Consider the following 14279-nt stretch of genomic DNA (forward strand, 5'->3'; position numbering starts at 1 on the left):
ATGGATGTTTATGTGCAAGCTATTCAGCTCCTGATCGCCGGCCTTACAACAGGGAGCATTTACGCCATCGTTGCGGTTGGCTTCAACGTCATCTTCAAGAGCACCGACTCCATCAATTTTGCGCAAGGCGAGTGGGTCATGACAGGAGGCATGATTGCCGCGACGGCCTATGCGACCGCGATAATCCCCGTCTGGCTGTCATGCTCGATAGCTGTGGTTGCCGTTAGCTTGATTGGCGGGGTTTCCGAGAGACTGGTTATCCACCCCCTGAAGAAACCAAGCCCGATGCTGATAACACTGCTGAGCATTGGAATTGCTATCTGCACCAAAAGCCTGGTTATGTTGATACTGGGTAAAACTCCCATGGGGTATCCCGCATTTTCAGGCGATCAGCCCGTCATGCTTGGGGGAGCCAGCATTACCCCTCAAAGTTTCTGGGTACTGGGCCTGGCGTTTGCGTTCATGCTGATGACACAATTTTTCTTCGAGCGTACCTTGCTGGGCAAGACTATGCGGGCGGCGGCGGCCGATCGCGATGCCGCGGCGCTGGTCGGTATCAATGTCAAGCGCTCGGTGATGTGGGCATTCATGTTGGCGGCGCTGGCAGGGGGAGTGGCGGGAGTGATTATCACGCCGATTACCCTGACCTCCTACGACAACGGGACGATACTGGGATTCAAGGGGTTCAGCGCTGCTGTTCTCGGCGGGCTCGGCAGCCTGCATGGGGCATTCCTGGCCGGACTGTTTTTGGGGATTGCCGAGTCTCTCACCGGCGGCTTGCTGTCTTCGCATTTCAAAGATGCAGTATCTTTTGTTTTACTTTTGTTGGTGTTGTTTTTGCGGCCGCAAGGTATTTTTGGCAAAGCTGAAATAAGCAAGGTCTAGCCAAAAATAATGTCCTGGCGCTCGGCTTATGAAGAGAATCCTGGTGTTCCGGAGTGCCGCTGGAAATGCTCCATGACCCGATAACGTTTGCTAACCGGCAGGTATTTTGTATGTCAGAAGGTTCAAGTGGGCGGTACGATGTGCGAATATTGTTCGGACTATGGCTGGTTTTTCTGCTGTTTCCCTGGGTTGCGCCTAACGGCTATATAGTTGGCCTAGGGGTGATGTTTTGCATCAACCTCATCCTGGTGGCCAGCCTCAACCTTATTATGGGCTACTGCGGGCAAATTTCCCTGTGCCACGGCGGATTCTTTGGGCTCGGGGCGTATGTCAGCGGTGTGCTTTCCTCCAAATACGGCATACCCGGATTAATCGATATCTTCTGTGCGATGGCATTGACCGCCTTTTCGGCCTTGTTGGTGGCCTTGCCCACCTTGCGCCTGCGAGGCCACTACCTGGCCATGGCCACACTTGGGTTCAATGCGATTTTGTCGGTATTGTTCGTGGAGCTCGTTGGCCTGACCGGTGGCCCGAACGGGCTGTCTGGAGTCAATCCTATTCATATTTTTGGGCTTCCCTTCGGTACTGATCGATGGTTTTTCTATTTGGCCTGGATGGTGAGCCTGCTGGTGATGTGGGGTATTTTGAACCTGGTGCGCTCGAGGGTTGGCCGGGCCATAACCAGTTTGGCCGATAGCGAAATCGGGGCGGCCAGCCTGGGTATCAATACTTATGGGCTTAAGGTCATGGTGTTTGTGTTGTCCGCGTCCCTGGCGGCGCTGGCAGGCTCTTTGTATGTGCATTACACGCAGTTTGCATCACCGGAAACTTTCAATTTTTTCGCATCGGTTTTACTGGTAATGATGGTAGCGGTGGGAGGATGGGGAAAATACTGGGGGCCGTTATTTGGCGCGCTTGTCTTTACTGTGATACCTGAACTTTTGCAATCCTTTCACGATCTTCAGCTTTTGATCTTTGGCGTAGGCATGATTGCGGTGTTGATGTTCGTGCCGGGAGGAATTGCCGGAATGCTTGAACGGTTGTGGAGGCGTCGCATCCGTATGAAGGCAGGCGGCGGCATTGCCGCGCCGGAGGTTGGCAATGACTGACTCGAGCTTTCTCGCGGTGGACAGGCTCAGCATAAGTTTTGGCGGGCTGGCTGCGCTGTCCGATCTGTCGTTTGGCATGAAGCAGGGTCAGATAAAGGGCTTGATCGGACCCAATGGCGCGGGCAAGAGTACTCTGTTCAATATTGTTGCCGGCCTGATTCCTCCAACAACGGGGACTGTCAAATTCAAGGGGCATGAAATCCAGGGTGTCGCTTCCCATAAGCGCGTAAAAATCGGCATAGCCCGGACCTTTCAAAATCTGCAGATATTTAAAGATTTGACCGTCTTGGAAAATGTAATGGTCGGTTGTCACGCCCGCTTCCGCTCGGGTTTATGGGCGTGTGTGCTGCGCACTCCCAAGCAGCGCATTGAAGAAGCCCAAATCCGGGCCAGCGCTCATGAAAAGCTGGATTTATTGGGGTTTGGCCGGAAGGCAAATGTACTGGCGGCGGATCTAAGCTTTGGCGAAGCCAAAATTCTGGAAATCGCCCGCGCGCTTGCCACAAACCCTGCTTTACTTCTTCTGGACGAGCCGGTTGCCGGAGTGCCGCATGCCGAGGTAGGGCAGGTGGCCGCGGTCATTCGAAATATCAACAGGGATGGGGTCAGTGTTTTATTGGTCGAACATAATATGAGCTTTGTGATGCAGCTTTGCGACGATATCGTCGTTCTGAATTATGGGAGAAAAATTGCCGAAGGCACCGCCGCCGCTGTTCGTAGAGATCCTGAAGTTCTGAAAGCATACCTTGGAGAGGATGTCGCCGATGCTTGAAGTTCGTGACTTATATGCATCGTATGGCGCGGGCGATGTCTTGCAAAATATGACCCTGCATGTCCCCGAGAGGCAAATTGGCTGCCTGCTGGGGGCAAACGGCGCGGGCAAGTCCACGACTATGCGCAGCTTGAGCGGGTTGCTGCGGCCATTGCGGGGCAGCATATTCTTTGAGGGCGAACCGATCGAATCCTTGTCAACCGACGCAATCGTCGCGCGGGGGATCGTGCTGGTTCCCGAAGGAAGGCGGGTGTTTACGCCTTTGTCGGTTCACGAGAATCTTGAAATGGGCGGGTACAAGCTCCTGCGCGCTCGCCGGCATACCGAATTTCGCCGGAATATGGATTATGTATTGGGCCTGTTCCCACGTTTGGCAGAACGCGCCAGCCAGGCGGCCGGCACGCTGTCCGGAGGAGAGCAGCAGATGGTGGCTATCGGCCGGGCCTTGATGAGCAGCCCCCGTCTTCTTATGCTGGACGAGCCTTCCATGGGCTTGGCGCCTTTAGTCGTAAAAGACATTTTTTCCTCTATTCAGCGCCTGCAGCAGGAAGGCCTGACTTTGTTGATTGCCGAGCAGAACGCCCGCCTTACCCTTAATACGGCAAACTATGGCTACGTATTGCAAGAAGGGACGGTTGCCTATTCCGGCAGTGCGGAGTCCTTGCGTAACGACACGCGGGTGCAAGCCGCCTATTTGGGGATTTAAGAATGGAAATCAGCCGGATTGAGTCCGCTTTAATAAGCTCCAATATTGATCCCGCATGCGAAGCTCAATATAACTTGCGTGCCCGGCATCCTGAGCGCACGGAAATCTACAGAGAGTTCGCACATCGCAGCGCGCAGACACGTCGACGATCAGGAGCCAATCTTGACTTGCGGTACGGTGCAAAGGATGCGAGCGTTCTGGATTTGTTCGTTCCAGAAAACGGGAGCCGCCCCCCATTATTGATCTTTATTCATGGCGGATACTGGCGCGCATTGGATAAACACGATTTTTCCTTCATTGCGGACGCCTATCTGTCGCAAGGAGTCGCGGTTGCCATGCCCAATTATGATTTGGCGCCGCAGGCGACGGTCAGTGACATCGTGGCCCAGGTGTGCGATTCGGTTTCATGGCTGGCCGAGCATGGCGAAAGCTTGGGCTACGACGACAACCGTATCGTGATTTCAGGGCACTCCGCAGGCGGGCATATGGCCGCCAGGGCGATTTGTCGCGAGCACATACCTCTACTCGCCGGCAAATTGCTGGGCTATGTCGGCCTCAGCGCTTTGTTCGATCTGGAGCCTTTGCTGTCTACTTCAATCAATAATGACTTGAATATGTCTGCGCAGGAAGCTCAAAAATGGAGCTTGTACGGCAACCAGGGCTTATTCGATATCCCCATGCTGCTGGCTGTCGGAGAACTGGAAACCCAAGGCTTCCAGAAACAGAGCTTGGATTTTTCCAGGTTTTGCGAAAAAAATGGTCATCAAGTGGAAAATATGGTGGTGCCGCAACGCAATCACTTTGATTTGCTCATGGATTTCGCTTCCGGTTCCAACACAACGAGTCCATTGTTCGATAAAACCATGGGCATGTTTCGCAAACCGGGCAATCAACCAGATTTACATGGAGAACCCTAATGAGCATGCAAGCTCTTAATCCGCCGCAGGTAGGCGAACCGCTTGGCCCCTATAGCCAGGGCATTTTGACCGGCGGTTCCGGTCAGTGGCTGCATATTGCCGGTCAAGTAGGGGTGCGGCCAGACGGCAGCGTGGCCGAAGGATTTTCGGAGCAGGCCGATATAGCATGGTCGAACATCCAGGAAATTCTACGAACAGCGGGAATGACAGTTGCTCATCTTGTCAAGGTTGTGACGTATATCACCGACGAAGCCGAGCTTTCTTTGCTGGGCCCCGTCCGTTTGAAATACCTTGGCGATGCGCGTCCTGCATCCACATTGATTGTCGCCAAAGCCCTTGCCCGGCCTGAGTGGAAGGTGGAAGTGGATGTGGTCGCATTCATGTCCCTGCCTGGTGAAATATAGAAACGACCGGCCACTGCGGCAACAAGGCGTAGTGTCGGTCGTTGGCAAGGCCTCTTCTGCATCGAGGCATGGCAAGCTTTACTCTATGCTGAGCTTGGAGTCTTTTATCAACGCGGCAAAGCGTTGCGTGTCGTTGCTGATCTGCTGTTTCATTTGTTCGGGAGTATCGCCTATGGGCTCGGCGCCTATGTCCGCCATGCGTTTGCCGAATTCGGGCGAGTGAATGATCCGGACCATTTCGGCATTGAGCTTGCTTACGATGTCTTTGGGTGTGCCCGCGGGCGCCAGAACGCCGAACCAGGTGCCGAAGTCGAAATTCTTCATGCCGGCTTCTTCAAGTGTCGGGACGTCCGGCAGCGCAGAAGAGCGCTTGGCGGTGGTCACGGCCAGGGCGCGCAGCTTGCCGCTTTGAATATGCGGCAGCACCGGTGTGACGGTGTCGAAAGACATGGAAATCTGCCCGCCGATCAGATCGGTGGTCAAGGGGCCGCTGCCCTTATAAGGCACATGCAAGAGCTCGACTCCGCCCTGGTTGGCAAATTGCGTACCGATCAGGTGCTGCAAGGTGCCGTAGCCATTGGAGCCGAAGGCCATCTTGCCTGCCGCGGCCTTGGCCAGAGCCAGCAGTTCCTTGACATTTGAGGCCTTGGTGCTTGCGTTGATCACCAGGACGTTGGGCACCAGCGCAACCGTTGTGATGGGCTCAAAACTTTTTTGGAAATCGTAGGGCAGTTTTTTATAGAAACTCGTTGCGATGGTGTGATGCACCGCCCCCATCAGCAGCGTGTAGCCGTCGGGTTTCGCCCTTGCGACCAGATCCGCGCCCAGCGTGGCGCCGGCTCCCGGCTTGTTCTCCACAATCACGGGCTGGCCCAGGGCCTTGGACAACTTGTCTCCCAGCGAGCGCGCCAGCACATCGGTGGTTCCGCCGGCCGCAAAAGGAACGACCAGGCTGATTGGTTTGCTGGGCCATGTGTCGGCCAGCGCCGAGGTCCCGAACAATGTCGATGCGCCGATCAATCCCAGCATCAGCATTGAGCGCTGGAAGGTACGTGCGGCGGTGTTGCGTAAAGATCTGGATTGCATGGTGTGTCTCCCCGTATTTATAAGTATGCAGCGACAAATTCCTGAAGCCGCCGTTGATGCGGATTGCATCAGGAAAATCGTGTCAGGCCGCTCGATGCCTGGCGCGGCCGGCTGCGATCTGCTCGCAGACCGCCTGGGTGACTTGAACGGTCGTGGCCGTGCCCCCCAGGTCGCGGGTGTGCAGCCCCGGGTTGGCAGTGATGTGCTCGATGGCCTGCATGACGCGGGCGGCCGCGGCCGTTTCTCCCAGGTGCTCGAGCAGCATCACCACCGACCAGAATGTTCCAACCGGATTGGCCAGGCCTTTGCCCATGATGTCGAATGCGGAGCCGTGTATGGGCTCGAACATGGATGGATAGCGGCGCTCCGGGTCGATATTGCCGGTGGGTGCAATGCCCAGGCTGCCCGCCAGGGCAGCGGCCAGGTCGCTCAGTATGTCGGCATGCAGGTTGGTGGCAACGAGTGTGTCCAGCGTGGCGGGGCGATTCACCATGCGGGCAGTCGCGGCGTCCACCAGTTCTTTGTCCCATGTCACGTCGGGGAATTCTTTGGCCACTTGTGCCGCGATTTCGTCCCACATGACCATGGCATGGCGCTGGGCATTGGACTTGGTGATGACTGTCAGCAATTTGCGCGGGCGCGACTGGGCCAGCCTGAAGGCGAAGCGCAGTATGCGTTCCACGCCGACGCGCGTCATGATAGACACATCGGTGGCGGCCTCGATGGGGTGTCCTTGATGCACGCGTCCGCCCACACCGGAATATTCGCCTTCGGAATTTTCGCGCACAATGACCCAGTTGAGATCATCCGGCGTGCAGCGTTTGAGCGGGGCATCGATGCCAGGCAAAATGCGGGTAGGGCGCACATTGGCGTATTGGTCGAAGCCCTGGCATATTTTCAGGCGCAGGCCCCACAGGGTGATGTGATCCGCAATGTCCGGATCGCCGGCGGAACCGAACAATATGGCATCCTTGTTGCGCAGCGCGTCCAGGCCATCTTCAGGCATCATCAGGCCGTGTTTGCGGTAGTAATCGCCGCCCCAGTCGAAGTTTTCGAATTCGAACGCAAATGCACCGTCGGCACCGGCCAGCGCTTCGAGCACTTGCCGGCCGGCGGGTATGACTTCCTTGCCGATGCCGTCGCCGGGAATTGTGGCAATTCGGTATGTTTTCATGCGGTTCTCCGTAAAGACTGGATTTCTATGCTTGAACTATAGAAGGAAATTGGTACAAAATAGATGTCTGCAGTGAATCCATCCTTAACCTGTATTTAACAATCGGCACGCCCATGAGTTCTGGCACCCATCCTTCGGAGCTCTTCTTTTTCTCCACGCTTGTGTCATGCGGGACCCTAAGCGCCGCGGCGCGAGACCTTGGCATCACGACGCCCGCGGTCAGCAAGCGCCTGGGGCTGATGGAAGGGCGGCTGGGGGTGCCTCTGCTTACCCGCACTACCCGGCGTATGCACCTGACTCCCGAAGGCGAGCTTTACCTGGCCCATGCGCGCCGCATCTTGGCCGATATCGATGACATGGAACAGTTGCTGGGCCGTTCGCGAGCCGAACCGAAAGGTTTGCTGCGAGTGAATGCCTCGCCTGGATTTGGGCGCAGCCATATTGCACCATTGATCTCCCGTTTTATATTCAAGCATCCCGAAGTAGAGGTGCAACTGCAATTGTCGGTGAATCCGCCGCCTTTCAGCGAAGACGCGTTCGATGTGTGCATACGCTTCGGCGAGCCGCCCGATGCGAGGATTGTCGCGCGCCGCCTGGCGGCAAACAGGCGCCTGCTGTGCGCATCGCCCAAATACCTTGCTCTTCACGATGCGCCTCAAACTCCGGGCGATCTGGCCATGCATAATTGCATAGGGATACGCCAGGGCGATGAAGCCTATGGGGTTTGGCGCCTGACTACCGGGAGCGGCAACGCGCGCAAGACCGAGACTATCAAGATCAAGGGAAATCTGACGGCCAATGATGGTGAAGTGGCCGTCAATTGGGCGCTGGATGGCCACGGCATTCTGATGCGGGCGGAATGGGACATTGCTCCGTATCTGAGCAGCGGTCGGCTGGTGCAGGTGCTGCCTGAATACCAGACGCCGGACGCGGATATCTACGCGGTATATCCTCAGCGGCATCAGCTTTCGGCGCGCATACGCACCTTTGTCGATTTTGCAGTACAGTCTTTTGCCCGATAGCGTTGCGGGCCGCGCTATCTTGCCGGGTCGCCTTCTTCGTCCGGGCCTGAAAAAACACTCTTTGAGCAGAATTTCACTTATGTCCGAAAACTCCGAAACGACAGGCCTGTTCTCCGACGAGCACCGCACCGCGCGCTGTATCTGGTGCCAGGCAAGCCCCGCTTATCAGCATTATCACGATCACGAGTGGGGGTTTCCCGTGGTGGACGATCGTGGCTTGTTCGAAAAGGTCTGCCTGGAGGGTTTTCAGGCCGGCCTCAGTTGGCTGACCATCCTGAACAAGCGGGAATCCTTTCGCCGGGCGTTTGCCGGCTTCGACATGGACAAGGTGGCCCGTTTTGATCAACAGGATGTAACCCGGCTGCTGGCCGATGCCGGTATCGTCCGCCATAAAGGCAAAATCGAATCCACCATCAACAATGCGAAGAGGGCGCTCGAACTACGTGACGAGTTCGGTTCGCTTGCCGCCTTTTTCTGGCGTTTCGAGCCCGATTCCCAAGGCCGGCCGGATCGTATTACCTATGATGCGCTAAGGGCGATGACCACTTCGCCCGAGTCGGTGGCATTGTCCAAAGATCTGAAGAAGCGCGGCTGGAGCTTTGTCGGGCCGACAACCATGTATGCCCTGATGCAGGCCATGGGCCTGGTCAATGATCATATTGACGGTTGCAGCGTACGGGAAGCCGCGCTGGCAGCCCGCATTGCCTTGCGATCTCAGGGAGTCAGGCGGCAGCCCTGAGCAAGCCCGGGCCGCGTTGTGAACGGTACAGCAGGAAACCGACGATGCCGACGTTGAGCAGGTTCCAGCCTATGCCGTTCAGGAATGCCGCGTGATACGAATAGCTCAGGTCGTAAATCACGCCCGATAGCCAGCCGCCCAATGCCATGCCGAACAGCGTGGCCATGAGTATGGTGCCGACTCGTGCGCCGGCTTCTTTGGGGGTGAAGTATTCGCGCACGATCACCGCGTACGCAGGCACGATGCCGCCCTGAAACAGGCCGAACATGCCGGAGATCACGTACAGCGACACTATGCTCTTGTAATTCAGGAACAGCAGCAAGGCGGCTCCCTGCAATACCGAACCCAGCAGCAGGGTGCGCAATCCGCCGATATGATCGGAGATCCAGCCGGAGACCAGGCGGCTGACGATGCCCAGCCCCAGCATGAGCGACAGCATTTCCGCGCCGCGAGCCGGGCCGAAGCCCAGGTCGCCGCAATAGGCCACGATATGCACCTGCGGCATTGCCATGGCCACGCAACAGGCCACGCCGGCCACGCATAGCAAGGCTTGGAGCGCCCCGGGCGAAAGCCCCAGGGGGCGTTTCGGGTCTACGCGGGCCAGTTCCTGTTTAATCCGTGCGGATAACTGTGTGGATGATCGGGCCGAGGCGGTCGAGTTGGGAGGGCGCCGGCGAAACACGGCGGCCAGGGGCAACATGCTCAGCATGCAGAATACCCCAACGCCAATATATGTTTGGCGCCAGCCGGCCGTTTCGGTAAAGTGCTGCATGATAGGCGGCCATACGGCACCCGCCACATAAACGCCGCTCATGCAGATGGCCACCGCAATACCGCGGCGCCGCGTGAACCACTGCGAAGTATCGGCCACCAGCGGCGCGAAGCTTGCCGAGGTTCCGAGCAAGCCGATCAGCAGGGCTTGCGCCAGGTTGAACACCCACAAGTGGCTGGCCGTGCCCGCCACGATAAAACCCAGGCCCAGGCCCAGCGTGCCGACCACTAGAGGGATGACGACTCCGAAGCGGTCCGACAGCTTGCCCATCAGGATACCGCCCAGGCCGAAGCCAACCATGGTCAGCGTATAGGGCAGGGAAGCATCGGCCCGGCTTACCGCGAACTCTTCCTGGATGCGCGGCAGCACGACAATGACCGAATACATGCCCGATCCGCCTATGGTCATCAGCAGCAGCGATACGATCAGCCGAGCCCAGGCATAAGGGGATTCGGTGTCTGCCGCCGGCGCGGGCACGTTACTCGCCTTCGAGCTTGGGCAGGGCGGTGTTCGCGGTCGAGCTCAGCAATCCGGACTTGGCGTAATTCAGCAGTTTTTCGCGAGTGTCGACGATATCGAGCGTACGCATGGTCAACTGGCCGATACGGTCCTGCGGCGAGAACAACGATTCGCCCTTTTCCATGGTAAGCCGTTCGGGCTTGTAGGTAAGGTTGGAGGAAACAGTGTTGAGAATGGAATAGTCGTTGCCGCGGCGCAGTTCCAGCGTGACCTCGCCGGTAATGGCCCGCGCAACCCAGCGTTGCGCGCTTTCGCGCAGCATGATGGCCTGGGGATCGAACCAGCGGCCTTGGTAAAGCAGACGGCCCAGACGGCGGCCGTTGTCTCGATACTGTTCGATGGTATCTTCGTTGTGGATGCCGGTTATGAGCCGTTCGTAGGCGATGAAAAGCAGGGCAAGCCCGGGGGCTTCGTAGATGCCGCGGCTTTTTGCTTCGATGATCCGGTTCTCGATCTGGTCGCTCATGCCCAGTCCGTGGCGGCCGCCGATGCGGTTGGCTTCCAGGAGCAGATCTACCTCGTTGCCGAACTCGACGCCATTGAGGGCCACCGGCCGGCCTTCTTCGAAACGCACCCTGACTTCTTCGCTTTTTACCTGCACGTCGTCGCGCCAGAATGCCACGCCCATAATGGGCTGGACGATCTTGATGCCGCTGTGGAGGTGTTCAAGGTCCTTGGCCTCGTGCGTTGCGCCCAGCATGTTGGAGTCGGTGGAATAGGCCTTTTCCGAAGACATGCGGTAATCGAAGCCCGACTGGCGCATGAATTCCGACATTTCCGCACGGCCGCCGAGTTCGTCGATGAAAGCCTGGTCCAGCCACGGTTTGTAGATTTGCAGATTCGGGTTGGTCAGCAGGCCGTAGCGATAGAAGCGCTCGATGTCGTTGCCTTTGAATGTGCTGCCGTCGCCCCAGATATTGACATCGTCTTCCTTCATGGCGGCTACCAGCATGGTGCCGGTGACGGCCCGGCCGATAGGCGTGGTATTGAAGTAGGTGATGCCTGCCGTGGAAATATGGAATGCCCCGGACTGAAGCGCCGCGATTCCCTCGGCCACCAACTGCTGACGACAGTCGATCAGGCGCGCTTTCTCGGCGCCGTATTGCAGGGCGCGGCGCGGGATGTCGTCGTAATCGGGTTCGTCGGGCTGGCCAAGATTGGCGGTATACGCGTAGGGAATGGCCCCCTTTTGGCGCATCCAGAGAAGAGCCGCGCTTGTATCGAGGCCGCCCGAAAAGGCGATTCCGACCCGTTTGCCTGTGGGGATGTGCTGCAGAATGGTAGTCATCGGTAAGTAAAGATTATGAAGGGGTTGTGGATTTCATTTGAGTAGTGGCGTCTTCCCGGCAGCCGGTTGCAAGAATTACCCCGGACCGCAGCCAGACGCCATTGTACGCGGTCGACGTGGCGCCAACAACGAATCAGGCCTGCCAGGGGTGATCCGCGAGTTTCGCGCCTGATGAAAGCGTACAGGCTTTGTTTTATGGCAGGCGGTTGGGTGCCGCTTCAGAGCGGCACCCGGTGCGGGATCAGCGTGAATCAGAAAACGCTTTCGGCGATGTTTTTTTGTTCGAAAATGGTTCGCAAGGTCTGGGTTTGCGGTGCGCCGCTGAAAGTGCAATCGTGATTGTCGCCCGGTTTCGCGTCGCGCCCGCTCAGCAGCGGACAGCGGCCAAACAGCTCGCTGACCCAATCCACGAAAACCCGCACTTTGGGCGACAGGTGCCGGTTGTGCAGATAGACCACGGAAATCGGCATGGGAGGCGGCACCCACGGCGACAGCACTTCGCGCAGTTCGCCCGATTCCAGGTACGGCAATACCATCAGGCGTGCGGGCTGGATCAAGCCAAAACCCTGCACACCGCAAGCCACATAGGCTTCGGCATCATTGACCGACATGGATCCCTTGACCTTGACATCGGTGGCAACGCCGTCGACGACAAAGCTCCAATCGATGGTCCGGCCCGTACGGCTTGAAAAGTAGTGCACGGCGTGGTGATTTTGCAACTGTTCGATAGTTTGGGGTTCGCCATATTTTTCCAGATAGCGGGGAGCGCCGCAGGTGACGCTCGCAAAACTGCCTATGCGCTTGGCGACCATGGCCGAATCGCGCAGATCGCCGACCCTTATGACGCAATCCACCGCTTCCTGCACCAGATCTACTGGCCGGTCTCCCAGCCCTATAGCCAGTTCGATATCCGGGTATTTGGAATGGAATTCGCAGAGCGCCGGAATCAGGATCAAGCGGCCGATCGTGGAAGGTACATCGATGCGCAGCCGGCCTTTGGGGCCTCGCGCAATATCGTGGAAGGCCGCTTCCGCATCTTCCACGTCGGCCAGGATGCCAGCGCATCGTTCATAGTAAGCGGCGCCGTCCGGAGTCAGGCTCAGCCGGCGTGTAGTGCGATTAAGCAGCCGTACCTGCAGGCGGCGTTCCAGATTCTGGATGGTAGTCGTAACGGTGGCGCGCGGCAGCCCGAGGCTGTCGGCCGCCAGAGTGAAACTGTTCGCGTCCACGACACGGGTAAATACTTGCATAGCCTGAAAGCGGTCCATGGCATGTTCCGGTGGGCAGTGCCTGGATCCGCGCCGTAGGGTGCGTTCCTTTGCATTGCATTGTTTGTGTTAAATGAATAGTGTTCGCAAATAATAGATATTTATCTATTTTTAAGCAACATTAATAATGCTGGTTCTTCTCGACGATTCCGCTTGTCCAGGTGTATTGCCGAACAGGTGCTTTTGATTTTCACGCAATGGCGCGGCGCAATTTCCAATATACTGTGTATATATACAGTATATTGTTGTTTTTTTTCTCACGCGTACGCCACAGGCTATGGCCGTTCCGGCCCGGCGCCCATCGTTTTCCAACGAACGGCACCTTCGGGAGCTATTGGCCGATTGCGTGTTTTCGCGCTTGGTTTCCCGAATAAACACATTTTGAAGGATCATCATGTCTCTATTGCGTAATCGGTTTGCCTGGGTGGCAATCGTGGCGCTGGCCCTTGTCGGCGGCGTTGTCGCTCTTCGCGTCGACGCGGGTACTCCTCCGGGCAAACCGGCGGCGATCATGCCGCCCGGAACACCCGTCGACGTTGCCACCGTCTTGGACCGCAGCATCACGGATTGGCACGATTACTCGGGCCGCCTTGAAGCTGTAAACCGGGTTGAAATCCGGCCGCTGGTCTCCGGTACATTGGTCGCCGTTCATTTCAAGGATGGCAGCCTTGTCAAAAAGGGCGATGTGCTGTTCACCATTGATCCGCGTCCTTATGCCGCCACGGTGGATCGCGCCAAAGCGCAGCTTGCCGCAGCTCAGGCACGCGCGGCCTACACGGCCTCCGATTTGGCTCGCGGCCAGCGCCTGTTGGCCGACAATGCCATTGCCCGGCGCGATTTCGAAGAGAAACGCAATGCGTCGCGTGAAGCGGCCGCCAATCTGCAAGCAGCCAAGGCTGCCCTCGAATCGGCGGAACTGGATCTGGAGCATACCCGCATAAGCGCTCCAATTGAGGGCCGGATGTCGCGCGCGGAATTGACCGTCGGCAACGTCGTTGCCGCCGGGGCGGGTTCCAAGCCTTTGGCGACACTGGTTTCCGTGGCGCACATGTATGCCTCTTTCGATGTCGACGAGCAAAGTTTCCTGAAATTCGTCAATCCTGCCCGCGAGGGCCGCGGCACACCTCTGCCCGTGTATCTGGGCCTGGCCAACGAAGACGCTTATCCCCGCAAGGGCAGGCTGGAATCCGTCGACAATCAGCTCGATACCTCGTCGGGCACGATACGTGTGCGTGCGGAATTCGACAATCCCGATGGCGAACTGGTGCCCGGGCTGTATGCTCGCATCCGTCTGGGCGGCGGCGCGCCGCATCAAGCCGTTTTAATCGACGAAAAGGCAATCGGCACCGATCAGGACAAACGCTTTGTACTGGTGGTCGATGGGGCCGACAAGGCCAGCTACAGGGAAGTTCGCATAGGGGCCAATTACGATGGGTTCAGAGTCATCCAGAGCGGCCTGAAAGCGGGCGAGCGGATCGTGGTCAACGGCTTGCAGCGTGTACGGCCCGGAGACCAGCTCAATCCGAAAATCGTGCTTATGGAAAGCCCGCGCAGCCTGGCTGCTTCCGACCCGGCGAAATCGGCAGACAGCAATAAATCCTGAGCCCACGAAGCCTAA

General features: G+C 57.6%; 14 protein-coding genes. 9 read left to right on the forward strand and 5 right to left on the reverse strand.

The window, feature by feature from the left end; translation table 11 throughout:
* The 6 genes from LSG25_RS01930 (at position 1) to LSG25_RS01955 (ending at position 4793) form a co-directional block, all read left to right on the forward strand.
* Positions 1 to 885 (forward strand): branched-chain amino acid ABC transporter permease, encoded by an 885-nt coding sequence (locus tag LSG25_RS01930; protein ID WP_232743041.1) that lies wholly within the window; start codon positions 1 to 3, stop codon positions 883 to 885.
* A gap of 110 nt (positions 886 to 995) precedes the next feature.
* Positions 996 to 1994: a branched-chain amino acid ABC transporter permease gene (locus tag LSG25_RS01935; RefSeq protein ID WP_232743042.1), complete on the forward strand. Its 999-nt coding sequence runs from the start codon at positions 996 to 998 to the stop codon at positions 1992 to 1994.
* Positions 1987 to 2766 (forward strand): ABC transporter ATP-binding protein, encoded by a 780-nt coding sequence (locus LSG25_RS01940; protein WP_232743043.1) that lies wholly within the window; start codon positions 1987 to 1989, stop codon positions 2764 to 2766. The genes LSG25_RS01935 and LSG25_RS01940 overlap by 8 nt, the downstream gene beginning before the upstream one ends.
* Positions 2750 to 3472, forward strand: coding sequence for an ABC transporter ATP-binding protein (locus LSG25_RS01945; protein WP_232743044.1), 723 nt, complete (start codon positions 2750 to 2752; stop codon positions 3470 to 3472). Before LSG25_RS01940 ends, LSG25_RS01945 begins: the two co-directional genes overlap by 17 nt.
* Before the next feature lie 2 nt (positions 3473 to 3474).
* Positions 3475 to 4389, forward strand: coding sequence for an alpha/beta hydrolase (locus tag LSG25_RS01950; protein ID WP_232743045.1), 915 nt, complete (start codon positions 3475 to 3477; stop codon positions 4387 to 4389).
* Positions 4389 to 4793, forward strand: a complete 405-nt coding sequence (locus LSG25_RS01955; protein ID WP_232743046.1) for a RidA family protein — start codon at positions 4389 to 4391, stop codon at positions 4791 to 4793. Before LSG25_RS01950 ends, LSG25_RS01955 begins: the two co-directional genes overlap by 1 nt.
* 78 nt (positions 4794 to 4871) lie before the next feature.
* Here the strand turns inward: LSG25_RS01955 and LSG25_RS01960 are convergent, their stop codons facing one another.
* Together LSG25_RS01960 and LSG25_RS01965 are read right to left on the reverse strand one after the other, a co-directional pair.
* Positions 4872 to 5828 carry a Bug family tripartite tricarboxylate transporter substrate binding protein gene (locus LSG25_RS01960; protein ID WP_370635984.1) on the reverse strand — a complete coding sequence of 319 codons (957 nt, stop codon included), beginning with the start codon at positions 5826 to 5828 and terminating at the stop codon, positions 4872 to 4874.
* Between the two features lie 133 nt (positions 5829 to 5961).
* On the reverse strand, positions 5962 to 7053 hold the full coding sequence (locus LSG25_RS01965) for a tartrate dehydrogenase (RefSeq protein WP_232743047.1): 1092 nt from the start codon (positions 7051 to 7053) through the stop codon (positions 5962 to 5964).
* A 113-nt stretch (positions 7054 to 7166) separates the two neighbouring features.
* On the opposite strand from LSG25_RS01965, the gene LSG25_RS01970 reads away from it, so the two are divergent.
* Together LSG25_RS01970 and LSG25_RS01975 are read left to right on the forward strand one after the other, a co-directional pair.
* Positions 7167 to 8075: a LysR family transcriptional regulator gene (locus LSG25_RS01970; RefSeq protein WP_232743048.1), complete on the forward strand. Its 909-nt coding sequence runs from the start codon at positions 7167 to 7169 to the stop codon at positions 8073 to 8075.
* 79 nt (positions 8076 to 8154) lie between these two features.
* The gene (locus LSG25_RS01975; RefSeq protein WP_232743049.1) at positions 8155 to 8814 is read left to right on the forward strand and encodes a DNA-3-methyladenine glycosylase I; all 660 of its coding nucleotides are present in this window, start codon (positions 8155 to 8157) and stop codon (positions 8812 to 8814) included.
* Here LSG25_RS01975 and LSG25_RS01980 read toward each other — a convergent pair.
* The 3 genes from LSG25_RS01980 to LSG25_RS01990 form a co-directional block, all read right to left on the reverse strand.
* Positions 8798 to 9994 carry an MFS transporter gene (locus tag LSG25_RS01980; RefSeq protein WP_232744531.1) on the reverse strand — a complete coding sequence of 399 codons (1197 nt, stop codon included), beginning with the start codon at positions 9992 to 9994 and terminating at the stop codon, positions 8798 to 8800. The two genes, LSG25_RS01975 and LSG25_RS01980, sit on opposite strands and share 17 nt — an antisense overlap.
* Before the next feature lie 70 nt (positions 9995 to 10064).
* On the reverse strand, positions 10065 to 11393 hold the full coding sequence (gene argG / locus LSG25_RS01985; RefSeq protein WP_232743050.1) for an argininosuccinate synthase: 1329 nt from the start codon (positions 11391 to 11393) through the stop codon (positions 10065 to 10067).
* A gap of 251 nt (positions 11394 to 11644) precedes the next feature.
* On the reverse strand, positions 11645 to 12661 hold the full coding sequence (locus LSG25_RS01990; protein ID WP_232743051.1) for a LysR family transcriptional regulator: 1017 nt from the start codon (positions 12659 to 12661) through the stop codon (positions 11645 to 11647).
* A gap of 394 nt (positions 12662 to 13055) precedes the next feature.
* Between LSG25_RS01990 and LSG25_RS01995 the strand changes: the two genes are divergently transcribed.
* A complete protein-coding gene (locus LSG25_RS01995) occupies positions 13056 to 14264 on the forward strand; it encodes an efflux RND transporter periplasmic adaptor subunit (protein WP_232743052.1) in 1209 nt (402 codons plus the stop codon).
* Positions 14265 to 14279 lie beyond the last annotated feature (15 nt).

The sequence above is a fragment of the Paralcaligenes sp. KSB-10 genome (assembly GCF_021266465.1).
GTDB lineage: Bacteria > Pseudomonadota > Gammaproteobacteria > Burkholderiales > Burkholderiaceae_B.

Bases quoted from the DNA above. Each gene is read 5' to 3' on its own strand.
- LSG25_RS01965 (WP_232743047.1), bottom strand. From the start codon at position 7,053: ATGAAAACATACCGAATTGCCACAATTCCCGGCGACGGCATCGGCAAG.
- argG (WP_232743050.1), bottom strand. From the start codon at position 11,393: ATGACTACCATTCTGCAGCACATCCCCACAGGCAAACGGGTCGGAATC.
- LSG25_RS01950 (WP_232743045.1), top strand. From the start codon at position 3,475: ATGGAAATCAGCCGGATTGAGTCCGCTTTAATAAGCTCCAATATTGAT.
- LSG25_RS01990 (WP_232743051.1), bottom strand. From the start codon at position 12,661: ATGGACCGCTTTCAGGCTATGCAAGTATTTACCCGTGTCGTGGACGCG.
- LSG25_RS01995 (WP_232743052.1), top strand. From the start codon at position 13,056: ATGTCTCTATTGCGTAATCGGTTTGCCTGGGTGGCAATCGTGGCGCTG.
- LSG25_RS01935 (WP_232743042.1), top strand. From the start codon at position 996: ATGTCAGAAGGTTCAAGTGGGCGGTACGATGTGCGAATATTGTTCGGA.
- LSG25_RS01975 (WP_232743049.1), top strand. From the start codon at position 8,155: ATGTCCGAAAACTCCGAAACGACAGGCCTGTTCTCCGACGAGCACCGC.
- LSG25_RS01970 (WP_232743048.1), top strand. From the start codon at position 7,167: ATGAGTTCTGGCACCCATCCTTCGGAGCTCTTCTTTTTCTCCACGCTT.
- LSG25_RS01955 (WP_232743046.1), top strand. From the start codon at position 4,389: ATGAGCATGCAAGCTCTTAATCCGCCGCAGGTAGGCGAACCGCTTGGC.
- LSG25_RS01930 (WP_232743041.1), top strand. From the start codon at position 1: ATGGATGTTTATGTGCAAGCTATTCAGCTCCTGATCGCCGGCCTTACA.
- LSG25_RS01960 (WP_370635984.1), bottom strand. From the start codon at position 5,828: ATGCTGATGCTGGGATTGATCGGCGCATCGACATTGTTCGGGACCTCG.
- LSG25_RS01945 (WP_232743044.1), top strand. From the start codon at position 2,750: ATGTCGCCGATGCTTGAAGTTCGTGACTTATATGCATCGTATGGCGCG.
- LSG25_RS01980 (WP_232744531.1), bottom strand. From the start codon at position 9,994: ATGACCATAGGCGGATCGGGCATGTATTCGGTCATTGTCGTGCTGCCG.
- LSG25_RS01940 (WP_232743043.1), top strand. From the start codon at position 1,987: ATGACTGACTCGAGCTTTCTCGCGGTGGACAGGCTCAGCATAAGTTTT.